At 75.9% G+C, this 12,210-nt stretch carries 10 protein-coding genes; 8 read left to right on the top strand and 2 right to left on the bottom strand.

The genetic code is table 11. From position 1 onward, the window contains the following. Positions 1-232: 232 nt before the first annotated feature. Positions 233-1,354, bottom strand: coding sequence for a diacylglycerol/lipid kinase family protein (locus PKY62_RS01705; protein ID WP_324534221.1), 1,122 nt, complete (start codon positions 1,352-1,354; stop codon positions 233-235). A 60-nt stretch (positions 1,355-1,414) separates the two neighbouring features. Between PKY62_RS01705 and serS the strand changes: the two genes are divergently transcribed. The 4 genes from serS (at position 1,415) to PKY62_RS01685 (ending at position 5,537) form a co-directional block, all read left to right on the top strand. After that, positions 1,415-2,692, top strand: coding sequence for a serine--tRNA ligase (gene serS / locus PKY62_RS01700; protein WP_324534219.1), 1,278 nt, complete (start codon positions 1,415-1,417; stop codon positions 2,690-2,692). Continuing rightward, the gene (locus PKY62_RS01695; protein WP_324534216.1) at positions 2,689-3,483 is read left to right on the top strand and encodes an HAD family hydrolase; all 795 of its coding nucleotides are present in this window, start codon (positions 2,689-2,691) and stop codon (positions 3,481-3,483) included. The genes serS and PKY62_RS01695 overlap by 4 nt, the downstream gene beginning before the upstream one ends. Before the next feature lie 107 nt (positions 3,484-3,590). Continuing rightward, the gene (locus PKY62_RS01690) at positions 3,591-4,619 is read left to right on the top strand and encodes a LacI family DNA-binding transcriptional regulator (RefSeq protein ID WP_324534214.1); all 1,029 of its coding nucleotides are present in this window, start codon (positions 3,591-3,593) and stop codon (positions 4,617-4,619) included. A gap of 30 nt (positions 4,620-4,649) precedes the next feature. Further along, positions 4,650-5,537: an EamA family transporter gene (locus PKY62_RS01685; RefSeq protein ID WP_324534212.1), complete on the top strand. Its 888-nt coding sequence runs from the start codon at positions 4,650-4,652 to the stop codon at positions 5,535-5,537. A 47-nt stretch (positions 5,538-5,584) separates the two neighbouring features. Here PKY62_RS01685 and PKY62_RS01680 read toward each other — a convergent pair whose 3' ends face one another. Beyond that, entirely contained in the window at positions 5,585-6,562 is a 978-nt protein-coding gene (locus PKY62_RS01680) for an NAD(P)H-quinone oxidoreductase (protein WP_324534210.1), read from the bottom strand. A 184-nt stretch (positions 6,563-6,746) separates the two neighbouring features. Here PKY62_RS01680 and PKY62_RS01675 point away from each other — a divergent pair, with 184 nt between their 5' ends. From PKY62_RS01675 to PKY62_RS01660, 4 genes are read left to right on the top strand one after another with little or no spacing between them, the layout of a single operon-like run. After that, a complete protein-coding gene (locus tag PKY62_RS01675; RefSeq protein WP_324534208.1) occupies positions 6,747-10,658 on the top strand; it encodes a sensor histidine kinase in 3,912 nt (1,303 codons plus the stop codon). Between the two features lie 52 nt (positions 10,659-10,710). Continuing rightward, positions 10,711-11,160, top strand: coding sequence for a roadblock/LC7 domain-containing protein (locus PKY62_RS01670; protein WP_324534206.1), 450 nt, complete (start codon positions 10,711-10,713; stop codon positions 11,158-11,160). Further along, positions 11,157-11,594: a DUF742 domain-containing protein gene (locus PKY62_RS01665; RefSeq protein ID WP_324534204.1), complete on the top strand. Its 438-nt coding sequence runs from the start codon at positions 11,157-11,159 to the stop codon at positions 11,592-11,594. Before PKY62_RS01670 ends, PKY62_RS01665 begins: the two co-directional genes overlap by 4 nt. Continuing rightward, the gene (locus PKY62_RS01660; protein ID WP_324534202.1) at positions 11,575-12,183 is read left to right on the top strand and encodes a GTP-binding protein; all 609 of its coding nucleotides are present in this window, start codon (positions 11,575-11,577) and stop codon (positions 12,181-12,183) included. Before PKY62_RS01665 ends, PKY62_RS01660 begins: the two co-directional genes overlap by 20 nt. The last annotated feature ends 27 nt before the right edge of the window (positions 12,184-12,210 follow it).

The following is a 12,210-nucleotide window of genomic DNA, read 5'->3' as shown; positions in this document are numbered from 1 at the left end:
CCCGAGCCCGAGCCCGAGCCCGAGCCCGAGCCCGAGCGCGAGCCCGAGCCCGGGTCCGAGCGCGGGTCCGAGCCCGAGCGCGGGTCCGGGTCCGGGTCTGAACGCGACCGGTCCAGGGCGGGGGTGCTGCGGGTCCAGGTCCGGGGTGCTGCAGGTCCGGGGTGCTGCAGGTCCGGGGTGGTGCGGGTCCGGGGGCCGGGGTACCGGGGGGGCGTGCCCTCCGCGCCCCGGATCAGGGGACGCGGACCGTGAGTGCCAGCGGGTCGACGCGGGTCGAGACCTCGAGTGCCGCACCGACGATGTCGCCGTCGACCTGGACCTGCTGGGGGTCGCGGGTACGGACCCGGGCGGTGCGGGCGCGGGCGTGGTCGATGGTGCCGATCTTGTTCGGCAGGTCGGCCCGGACGCCGAAGCGCTGCATCGCGACCTCGCCGAACAGCTGCGTCCAGCCGAAGACCCCGCCCCGGGTGTCGATCGCCGCGACGTCGAGCCAGCCGTCGTCCAGCACAGCGTCGGGCAGCAGGGTGATCCCGCCCGGCAGCCGCCCGCAGTTGCCGACCAGCAGGCTGCGCAGGCGCAGCGTCTGCCACGGGCCGTCGTCGAGGGCGACGTCCAGGCGCATCCGCCGCGAGTGCAGGTGACGCACCCCGGCCACGAAGTAGGCGATCCAGCCCACGCGCGCCTTGAGCTGCTCGTCCGCGTCCGCGACCATCGCCGCATCGAAGCCCAGGCCGGCGATGACGAGGAACAGGTGCTCGGAACCGGCCGTGGCCGGGCCGGCGCCGGTGTCGTCCGCCTCCGGGGTCGCGACCCGGTCCACGGTGAGCCAGCCGACGTCGATCGGCCGGTCCGTGCCGGTCAGCGCCACGCGGAGCAGCGCCTCGACGTCACCCAGCGGCAGGTCGAGGTTGCGCGCGAGGAGGTTGCCCGTGCCCTGCGGCACCAGCCCCATCGACGCGCCCGTGCCGACCAGCCCCTCGGCGACCGCGCGCACCGTGCCGTCGCCGCCGACCGCGACGACGACGCGGGCGCCGTCGGCCACCGCGCCCCGCGCCTGGCCGACGCCCGGGTCGGACTCCGTGGTCTCCAACCACATCGGCTCCGGCAGGTAGCGCGCCGAGCACGCCCGCACGGCGGCGTCGCGCAGCTCGGTGACGCCCGGCTTGGTGGGGTTGGCCACGAACGCCACGAGCGGCCGGTCGCTGGGACCGGCAGCAGTCTCGGCGGCCGCGGGGTGCGCCGGGGCGCCGTGGTGCGGCAGGGCGAGCACGAGGGAGCGCCCGTGCAGCGCCAGCCCGAGCGCGACGAGCGCCGTCAGCACAGCGAGCACGCTCAGCCACTCGCCCCAGGTCACGGCACCACCGTACGGCGCCCACGCCGCCGCGGCCCACCGGGGGCCCGATACCCTCGGGGGGTGATCGACCTGCGCGTCCTGCGGGACACCCCCGACGTCGTCCGCGCCAGCCAGCTGGCCCGCGGTGACGACCCGTCCCTCGTCGACGCCGTGCTCGACCTCGACGCCCGGCGCCGGGCCGCGCTGACCGACTACGAGCGGCTGCGCTCCGAGCAGAAGTCGATGGGCAAGCAGGTCGCCGCGGCGACGGGCGACGCCAAGGCCGCCCTGCTCGCGCACGCCAAGGGCCTGGCGGACCAGGTCAAGGCCCTGCAGGCCGATGCGGACGACGCCGCTGCCCAGCTGGACGCCGTCGCGAGCCGCATCGGCAACGTCGTCCTCGAGGGCGTCCCCGCTGGCGGTGAGAACGACTACGTCGTGCTCAAGCACGTCGGCACCCCGCGCGACCTGGCCGCAGAGCTCGGAGCGGACGGCGTGCGCGACCACCTCGCGATCGGCGAGGCGCTGGGCGCGATCGACACCGAGCGCGGCGCCAAGGTGTCCGGGGCGCGGTTCTACTACCTCACCGGGGTCGGTGCGCGCCTCGAGCTCGCGCTGCTCAACGCCGCGATCGACACGGCTCTCGCCGCCGGCTTCACGCCCGTCATCACGCCCACGCTGGTCAAGCCCGAGATCATGCGCGGCACGGGGTTCCTCGGCGCGCACGCCGACGAGGTCTACCGGCTCGAGGCGGACGACCTCTACCTCGTCGGCACCTCGGAGGTCGCGCTGGCCGGGTACCACGCCGAGGAGATCCTCGACCTGTCGGCCGGGCCGAAGCGCTACGCCGGCTGGTCGGCCTGCTACCGCCGCGAGGCCGGCTCGTACGGCAAGGACACCCGCGGGATCATCCGGGTGCACCAGTTCCACAAGGTCGAGATGTTCAGCTGGACCACGGTGGAGGACGCCGCGGCCGAGCACGAGCGCCTCCTGGCGCTCGAGGAGCAGATGCTGGCCCTCGTCGAGCTGCCCTACCGCGTCATCGACACCGCGGCCGGGGACCTCGGCTCGTCCGCGGCCCGCAAGCTCGACTGCGAGGCCTGGCTGCCCAGCCAGCAGCGCTACCTCGAGCTCACGTCGACGTCGAACTGCACCACCTACCAGGCCCGCCGCCTGGGCGTGCGCGAGCGCACCGCCGACGGGATGCGCACCGTCGCCACGCTCAACGGCACGCTCGCCACGACGCGCTGGATCGTCGCGATCCTCGAGAACCACCAGCAGGCGGACGGCTCGGTGCGCGTGCCCGAGGGGCTGCGGCCCTACCTCGGCGGGCTCGACGTGCTGCGTCCCGTCGCATGACCGGACCGTTGCTGGTCGCGCTCGACGTCGACGGGACGCTGCTCAGCTACGCCGAGGAGCTCACCGAGCCCGTCCGCAGTGCGGTCGCCGCGGTGCACGCCGCGGGGCACCACGTGGTCCTCGCGACCGGACGGTCCGTCTTCGCGACCGTGCCCGTCGCGGCCCGGCTGGGCATCACCCGGGGCTGGGCGGTCTGCTCCAACGGGTCCGTCACGGTGCGGCTCGACCCGGCGCTGCCCCAGGGCTACGAGGTCGTCGAGTCCGTGACGTTCGACCCGGGCCCCGCGCTGCGCCTCATGCTCGCCGAGCTGCCCGACGCGTGCTTCGCCGTCGAGGTGGTGGGCGTCGGCTTCCGGCTCAACAAGCCCTTCCCCGACGGCGAGCTGCACGGCGAGCACGAGGTGGTCGGCCTCGACGCGCTCGTCGCATCGCACGTCACCCGGCTCATCGTGCGCAGCCCCGAGCACACCACCGAGGAGTTCGGCGACCTCATCGCGCGGGCAGGGCTCGCGGACGTCACCTACGCCGTCGGCTGGACCGCCTGGATGGACGTCGCCCCGGCCGGGGTCACCAAGGCCAGCGCGCTGGAGGTCCTGCGCACCCGCCTGGGGGTGGACCCCGCCCGGACGGTCGCGATCGGTGACGGCAGCAACGACGTCGACATGCTGCGCTGGGCCACGCGCGGCGTGGCGATGGGGCACGCCCCGGCCGTGCTGCACGCCGTCGCGGACGAGGTCACCGGCACCATCGAGGACGACGGCGCGGCCCCCGTGCTGAGGTCGCTCCTGTGAGCCCCGACCGCCGGACCGGCCCCGTGACCCCGTCGGCCGGACGCTCGACCGGTGACCGCCGGCCGGTGCGTGGACCTGCGGACGCCGGCGCGGCACAATCCTCAGGTATGACGGCAGGGATCGAGGACGTCGCCAGGGCGGCGGGCGTCTCCACGGCCACCGTCTCGCGCGCCCTGCGGGGCATGCCCAACGTCAACCCGGCCACCCGCGTGCGGGTCAAGGCGGCCGCGGACGCGCTGGGCTACGTCGCGTCGCCGTCGGCAGCGAGCCTCGCCTCCGGGCGCACCCGGGCGATCGGCCTCATCAGCCCGTGGGTCAACCGCTGGTTCTTCTCCAACGTCATCGACGCCACCGAGCGCGCGCTGCGCTCCCACGGCTACGACGTGCTGCTCTACACGTTCGACATCCGCCGCCAGGGTGCGCGCCCCCGGGTCGACCCGGACGTGCTGCGCCGCCGGGTCGACGGGATCATCGTCGTCGGCCTGCCGCTCGAGGACGACGAGATGGATGCCCTCATCGCCCTGGGCTACCCGCTGGTGTGCATCGGCTGGGGCGGCTCCGACCAGGCGACGGTCCGTCTGGACGACCGTGAGACGGCCCTCGAGGCGATGCGCCACCTCATCGGCCTGGGGCACCGCCGGATCGCGCACCTGACCGGCACCCCGGACGACATCCACAAGTGGTCACCCCCGGTGGGTCGCGCGGCGGGCTGGCGCGAGGCGCTGGTCGAGGCGGGGATCGAGCCCGACCCGACCCTCGCGGAGCACGGCGACTTCGAGGTGGAGGGCGGCCGGGCGTCGATGACGGCGCTGCTCGCCCGGGTGCCGGACCTCACCGCGGTGTTCGCCGCGTCCGACGAGATGGCGATGGGCGCGATCCTCGCGCTGCGCGAGGCCGGGGTGCGGGTGCCGCAGGACGTCTCGGTCATCGGGATCGACGGCCACGAGCTCGGCGAGCTCGTGGGGCTGACGTCCATGGCGCAGCCCGTCGACGCGCAGGGCAAGGCCGCGGCCACGATGGTGCTCGACATGATCGCGGGCGTCACGCCGCCCCAGCGCGTCATCTACCCGACGTCGCTGCTGCGCCGCACGTCGACGGCCCCCGCCCGGACCTGGGACCTGCCGACCCGTCGGTGACGACCGGTCGACACCTCGTACCCTGGCGCGGTGACCCCACCCGGACCGGCCCTCGCCCGCGTCCCGGCGCCGGTGATCTTCATCGCCTCCGGCCTGACCCAGTACCTGGGTGCCGCGCTGGCCGTCGGGCTGTTCGCCGTCGTCCCCGCGGCGGGCGTCGCGTGGCTGCGGCTCGTCGTGGCCGCGGCGGTGCTGCTCGCCTGGCGTCGACCGTGGCGGCTGTCCTGGAGCCGGCGAGAGCTGGCGCTCGTCGCGGCCTTCGGCACGGCGCTCGGGCTGATGAACGTCACCTTCTACCTGGCGATCGACCACCTGCCCCTCGGCACGGCCGTGGCCATCGAGTTCGTCGGGCCCGTGGCCGTGGCGGCGATCACCGGCTCGGGCTGGCGCGAGCGGTCGGGCATCGCGCTGGCCGCGGTCGGCGTGGTGCTGCTGGCCGGGGTGACGCTCCAGGCGGGCGGGCCGCAGGCGCGTCTCGGCCTCGTGGCGATCCTCGCTGCGGCCACCTTCTGGGCCGCGTACATCCTGCTCGGCCGACGCGTGGCCGTGGCGGGGGACGGCGTGACGCGGCTCTCGGTGGCGATGGCGGCCGGAGCCCTGGTGCTCGCGCCGTTCCTCGCGAGCCGCGGCGCCCCGGTGCTCGGCTCGTGGTCCCTCGTCGCCGCCGTCGTGGGCGTGGCGCTGCTGTCGTCGGTCGTCCCCTACGCGCTCGACCAGGTGGTGCTGCGCCGGGTCAGCGCCGCGACCTTCGCCGTGCTGCTGGCGCTGCTGCCCGCGACGGCCGCCGTGGTCGGGGCGCTGGTGCTGCGGCAGTGGCCGCACGGGCTCGACGTCATCGGTCTGCTGCTCGTCTCTGCGGCCATCGTCCTGACCTCCGTGGGCCAGCGGCCCGCCGTCGAGGAGGCTGCGGCCGCCTGAGGCCCGGCCCTCCCAGCCCCCGCCGGCGCGCCAGCCGGGCGCCGCCCTCAGGGCACCAGCACCAGCGTGCCGAACACCTCGCCCGCCGCGAGCAGGGCGTGCGCGCGCTCGGCCTGGGCGAGCGGCAGCCGGGCGTGCACGACGGGTCGCACGCGCCCGTCCGCGACCATCGGCCACACGTGCTCGCCGACGGCCGCGACGATCGCCGCCTTCTCCCGGGCCGGGCGCGAGCGCAGCGTCGTGCCGAGCACGGTGGCGCGCTTGGCGAGCAGCGCCCCCAGGTCCAGCTCGCCGCGCCGGCCCCGCTGCAGGCCGATGACGGCCAGACGGCCGCCGGTCGCGAGAACGTCGAGGTTGCGGCCCAGGTAGGCCCCGCCGACCACGTCGAGCACGACGTCGGCGCCCCGGCCGCCGGTGGCATCGCGCACGCGGGCGACGAAGTCCTCGGCGCGGTGGTCGATCGTCACCTCGGCACCGAGGGCGGCGCAGCGGGCCGCGCGCTCGGGGCCGCCCGCCGTGGTGGCGACGTGCGCACCCATCGCGCGCCCGATCTGCACGGCGATGCTGCCGACCCCGCCCGAGCCCCCGTGCACGAGCAGCCACTCCCCTGGCCGCAGCCCGGCCGCGGCGAGCGTCGACCACGCGGTGCACGCCGCCTCCGGCAGCCCCCCGGCGTCGACGAGGTCCACCCCCGGCGGGGCTGGCAGCACCTGCCCGGCTGGTGCGAGCGCGAGCTCGGCGTAGCCGCCGCCGTCGAGCAGCGCGACCACGGGGGTGCCGACGGACCAGCCGGCGCCGGGCCCTGCGGCGACGACCGTCCCGGACACCTCGAGGCCCAGCCCGGACGGAGCGCCGGGCGGCGGGGGATGGTGGCCGGCGCGCTGGAGCAGGTCGGCCCGGTTGACGCCGGCGGCGGCGACGCGCAGCAGCACCTCGCCGGGCCCGGGCTCGGGGTCGGCGACGGAGCGCAGCCCGAGCGCGCCGGGACCGTCCGGTCCGGCGGGCTGGTCGTCCACGATGCGCATCTTCTGAGTGTGGCAGCCGGGTGAAATGTGGACGAACCCCACGGGCGGCCGCAACGCGGCCCACGAATGGGCTAATGCCGGGGGCCGGACCGGCCGATGTGTTCCCGACGGCAGGAATCGGGGGCGCCCTGTCGACGTCAGCAACCACGCGTGACGGCGCAGCCCGCGCAGTGAAGGAGACACCATGCTTCGCAGGTTGGGCATCCGAGGGAAGGTCCTCGCCGCCCTCGGCGTACCCGTCCTCGTCCTGGTGCTGCTGGCCGGGCTCGTGTCGTGGCAGTCGGTGCAGCAGGTACGCACGGCGCAGACCGTGACCGCGCTGCTCGACGCCGTCGCCGAGTCGGGTGCCGTCCTCACCGCGCTGCAGTCCGAGCGTGCCGCCTCCCTCCCGTACGCCACCGGCAGCGCCGCGCCCGAGGCCCAGGCCGCCGTCGACGCCGCCAGGGCCGCGACCACCGCCGCGCTCGCCGACCTCGACGCCGCGCTCGGCGCCACCGACCTCACCACGCTCGACCCGGCCGTCTCCGCCGGCGTCACCGGGCTGCGCACCACCCTGGCCGGGCTGACGGACGTCCGTGCGCTCGTCGACACGCGGGCCGCGGCGGCGGTCGACGTCGTGGCGGGCTTCTCGGGTGTCATCGACGCGACCGTCGCGCTGCCCGCCACCGTCGCCGACGGTTTGGCCGACCGTGGCCTCGCCGCCACGCTGACCGCATCGTTCGCCACGTCCGCCCTCGCCGAGAGCTACGCCGAGGAGCAGGCGCTCGGCGTCGCCACGCTCGACGGGGACCGCTCGGCTGCCTCCCTGCAGCAGCTCTCCGGGCTCTCCGGCGGCACGGCCGTCGCCTTCGAGCAGGCCTCGACGCGCGTCGCTCAGCTCGGTGCCGGCCTGACGGTGCCGCCCCTCGGCGCCTCCGACAACGGCGTGACCTCGTTCGACGTCTTCCGCGCCATGGTCGCCACGGGGGACCCCGGCGCCACGGCCGGGTTCACCTCCGCCGACTGGTCCGCCGCGGCGGAGGCCGAGATCCTCGCCCTCGCGCCGGTGCGCGCCGCCCTGCACGACGCGGCCGTCACGGACGCCGCCGCGACGTCTGCCGCAGCGCTGCGCACCAGCCTCATCACCCTGGGTGCGGCGCTGGCCGCCGTGCTGCTCTCCGTCGTCACGGCGCTCGTCGTCGCGCGGCAGATCATCCGGCCGCTGCGGCGGCTCACCGAGGCCGTCGGCGCCGTGCGCGCCGAGCTGCCGCGACTGGTCGAGGAGGTGGCCGTCCCCGGCCAGGGGCCGGACCTCGCGCTGGCGCAGATCCCGGTGACGAGCAACGACGAGATCGGCCGGCTCGCCGCCGCCTTCAACGACGTCAACGCCACGACCATCCAGGTGGCCCAGGAGCAGGCGGCCCTGCGCGGGTCGATCGCCGAGATGTTCGTCAACGTCGCGCGCCGCGACCAGGTGCTGCTCAACCGCCAGCTCACCTTCATCGACGCGCTCGAGCGCTCGGAGGAGAACCCCAGGGTCCTGGCCGACCTCTTCCGGCTCGACCACCTCGCCACCCGGATGCGCCGCAACGCGGAGTCGCTCCTCGTGCTCGCCGGGATCGACACCGGACGTCGCCTGCGCGACACGCTCCCGCTCTCGGACGTCATCCGCACGGCCTCGTCGGAGATCGAGCACTACGAGCGCGTGATGCTCGACCTGCCGGTGGACCCGATGATGCTGGGCCACACGGCGCTGCCCGCCGCCCACCTGCTCGCTGAGCTGCTCGAGAACGCCACGATGTTCTCCGAGCCCGGCACGCCGGTGCACGTGTCGACCGGCATCGACGAGACCCACGTGCTCGTGACCGTGCTGGACCAGGGCCTCGGGATGACCCCGGACGAGCTGGAGTCCGCGCACGCCAAGATCCGGTCCTCCTCCGCCGGCGAGGTGCTCGGTGCCCAGCGCCTGGGGATGTTCGTCGTCGGGCGGATCGCCGTGCGCCTCAACGCGCAGGTCGAGCTCGCCATCGGCCCCTACGGCACCGGCACCCAGGCCATCGTCCGGCTGCCGCTGGTGCTCTTCACCGACGTCGCCGACCTGCCCGTCACGCCGCCGACGGTCCCCGCCGCCGTGCTCGGCCACGGACCGTCCGCGCGCAGCCTCCAGACCGGACCCGTCGGCCGGGCCACCCCTGCCCCCGGCCTGGACGACGCCGACGCGGGCGCCCCCCGGCGCCGCAGCCGCACCGCGGAGGCCACGCCCACGCCACCGAGCGCCCGCACGGCAGCATCGATGCCGCTGGCCCCGACCGCCGAGTCCCTCGCCGGTGCTGCCGCGGCGGAGATCGACCCGTGGACACCGCCGGTCGTCGAGGAGAACGCCCCGCTGACCCGCCGCCGGGTGGCCCAGCTCGCGCAGCTCGCCGAGGAGGCCGCCGCGGCGCGCGACCACGCGGAGGCGTCCCTGCGCACGCCCGAGGTCCCGCTCCCCGCGCTCGTCGAGGACGAGCTCGAGCCCGAGGTCGCCCTGCCGGCCCGCACCCGCGGCGAGGTGGCCCCGCCCCCCGCGCCCGCTCCGACGGCTCCGCCCGCCACCGAGGGCCGGTCCGCGATGTTCACCGGCTTCCGCTCGCGGCGGGGGGCCGCCGCAGCGGCCGACGCTCCTGCCGTCGACGAGGCACGCCACGACGATGACCCGGTCGCGCCCGTCGCCCCGGCCGGCCTGCCGGTCATGGTGGTCCCGACGCTCGTCGACGACGCGCCGTGGTCCGTCACCGACGCGCCCGTCGACGCCGCCGGGCACCTCGTGGTCCCGCTCCTCGCCGAGGAGGACGACGACGAGCTGTGGCTGCCGGCCGCGGCGCCGTCCGATGCCCCGTCCGCCGCGGTCGTCGAGCCCGACGACGCGTCGTGGGCCGCGCCCGTCGCGCCGTTCGTCGCGCAGCCGGCCGCTGTCGTCGCGCCAGCCCCGGTCGTCGTCGACGAGCCGGCGGCGGAGGCCGACGAGCCCTGGCTGCCGGTGGTGCCGGAGTCGATCGAGAACCCGTGGCCGGCGCCGGCCGACACGGCACCGGACTTCGCAGCGCTCGTGCAGGGCCCGACGGCCAAGGCCGCCAAGCAGCGCAAGGGCCTGTTCGGCCGGCGCAGGCCCGCCCCTGCGGCCCCGGTCGTCGTCACCCCCGGTGCGCTGCCCGCAGCGCCGGCCGGTGCCGCAGCCCCGCTGCCCGTCGCGGACGCGACCTCGACCGTCGCACCCGTGCGGCAGTCGGCGTGGGGCACCTCGGAGGCGGGCGCGCACGCCTGGACCGAGCCCGCGGCCGCACCCGTCATCGAGTCGTTCGCCGCGGCGCTCGACCTCCCGCCGGCCCCGCCCGTCGTCGTGCCGCCCGTGCCGCCCGTCGACCTGCCGCCGGCTCCGCCCGTCGCCGTCGCGCCGGTCCTTGCGCCGCCGGCCCCACCCGCCATCGCCCCGGCCCAGCCGGCGGGCCTGTCGGCGTGGCTGCCCGACCCCGACGGGCTCGCTGCCGTCGCCGAGGCCTTCCCCACGTGGCGCAGGCCGGCCCCGACCCTGCCGACGGACGCCACGCCCGCGGTGGTCGAGCCCGTCCCGGCGCCGGTCGCCGAGGCCGTCCCCACGAGCCACGCCGCCGAGGCCGCGCCCTTCGCGGCGGCGACGTCGTTCCCCGTCCCGCCGTCTGCCGCCGCGAGCGTGCCGTCCCAGCACACGCCGTCGGCCCGCTCGACGACGTTCACCCCGCAGAGCGGCATCGGGGCGATGGACAGCCCGAGCCACCAGCTCGCCCAGCGCGCCGACATCGCCCAGCAGGCGCTGGCCGAGCTCAGCCAGCTGTCGAGCTACCGGCCCCAGGCTGCCGACGCCGCGGCGGCCCCCCTGACCCGGCGCACACCGGCCGCCGTCCCGACGGTGCCGCCGATCGCGACCACCCGTGCGGGGGCCCGCACCAGCCGCGACGCCGACCAGGTGCGCTCGTTGCTGTCGAGCTTCCAGTCCGGGACCTCGCGGGGACGCGAGGCGGCCGACGCCGGGGCACCCGCCGCTGGCCCGGACGGCACACCCCTGACCACCGACGTCGACCAGGGGAGCACCTCGTGGTGACCGCACCCGCCCACCGCAGCGGCCCCCCGGCCCGACCGTCCGAGGAGGACCAGTGACCACCCTCAGCCCCGAGGCCGCGAACTACGCGTGGCTGCTCGACAACTTCGTCCGCACCGTCCCCGGCGCGCAGTACACCCTGTGCGTCTCGGCAGACGGCCTGCTCATGGCGATGTCGGCGGAGCTCGACCGCACCAGCGGCGACCAGCTCGCGGCCATCGTCTCGGGCATGTCGAGCCTGACCCGCGGCGCAGCCCGCCAGCTGCAGGCCGGCGACGTGCGCCAGGCGATCGTCGAGATGGACGACCTGTTCGTGTTCCTCATGAGCGTCTCCGACGGGTCCGTGCTGTCCGTCGTGGCCGATGCGACGTGCGACGTGGGCCTGGTCGGCTACGAGATGGCGATGCTCGTGGCGCGCACCGAGTCGATCCTCACCCCGCAGCTCGTCAGCGAGATGCGCGCCCTGCTGCCGGTCGACGGCGCCGTGCGGACGCCGGTCGGGTGAGCGCACCGATGAGCGACAACGGCGGACCGGCGACGGGGCGGCGCGCCCTGCGCGCGTCCGCCGCCGAGCCGACCGAGGAGGCCAGGACCGTCCGCCCGTACGCCGTCACCGGCGGCCGGGTGCGCGCGGCGAGCTCCGACCTGCCGCTCGAGGCCCTGGTGGAGGCGCTGCCGGCCGCCGTCGGCGCCCGTGGGCTGCCGCCGGAGAAGCGCGCGATCCTGCAGCACGCGGCGCACACGTTCGTCTCCATCGCCGAGCTGTCCGCCTTCCTGCGGCTGCCGCTCGGCGTCGTCCGGGTGCTCGTCACCGATCTCGCCGAGGCGAAGGTCGTGCGGGTGCACACGTCCACCCCGCAGAGCGTGCACACCGGCCAGTCCCCTGCCCTGTCCCTGAGCGTCCTGGAGAGTGTTCTCAATGGCATCTCTGCCCTCTGACGCCGCGGTGAGCGAGCGCCCTGCGGCCACCGCGCGGGTGGCCCCCACCGTCGTCAAGATCGTCGTCGCCGGTGGGTTCGCCGTCGGCAAGACCACCTTCATCGGGTCCATCAGCGACATCGAGCCGCTGCGCACCGAGGCCGCGATGACCGAGCACTCGGTGGGCATCGACGACGCCGGCGGCGTCAGCGACCGCAAGAACACCACGACCGTGGCGATGGACTTCGGCCGCATCGCGCTGCCCGGGTCGCTGTGGCTCTACCTGTTCGGCACGCCCGGCCAGGACCGGTTCCTCTTCATGTGGGACGACCTGGTGCGCGGCGCGATCGGCGCCGTCGTGCTCGTGGACACCGAGCGGCTGGACCAGTCCTTCTCGGCGATCGACTACTTCGAGAGCCGTGGCATCCCGTTCGTCGTGGCGGTCAACTGCTTCGACGGCGTGGCCCGGCACCGGCTCGAGGACGTCCGCGAAGCCCTGTCCGTGCCGGACCACGTGCCGCTGATGTACACGGACGCGCGCTCGCGGGCCGCGACCAAGCAGACGCTCGTCTCGCTGGTGCAGGTGGCCATGGAGCGTCTGCGCGCCTGATCGTGCGCGTGCGCGCCTGCTCGTGCG

Source organism: Actinotalea sp. (genome assembly GCF_035443605.1).
In the GTDB taxonomy this organism is placed as follows: Bacteria; Actinomycetota; Actinomycetes; order Actinomycetales; family Cellulomonadaceae; genus Actinotalea.
Note: the sequence above shows the minus strand (reverse complement) of the source record. Positions and strands in the feature narration are given on the sequence as shown.

Excerpts from the sequence above, each read along its gene's own strand:
- PKY62_RS01690 (WP_324534214.1), top strand. The coding sequence starts at position 3,591 with ATGACGGCAGGGATCGAGGACGTCGCCAGGGCGGCGGGCGTCTCCACG.
- PKY62_RS01695 (WP_324534216.1), top strand. The coding sequence starts at position 2,689 with ATGACCGGACCGTTGCTGGTCGCGCTCGACGTCGACGGGACGCTGCTC.
- PKY62_RS01660 (WP_324534202.1), top strand. The coding sequence starts at position 11,575 with ATGGCATCTCTGCCCTCTGACGCCGCGGTGAGCGAGCGCCCTGCGGCC.
- PKY62_RS01675 (WP_324534208.1), top strand. The coding sequence starts at position 6,747 with ATGCTTCGCAGGTTGGGCATCCGAGGGAAGGTCCTCGCCGCCCTCGGC.
- PKY62_RS01680 (WP_324534210.1), bottom strand. The coding sequence starts at position 6,562 with ATGCGCATCGTGGACGACCAGCCCGCCGGACCGGACGGTCCCGGCGCG.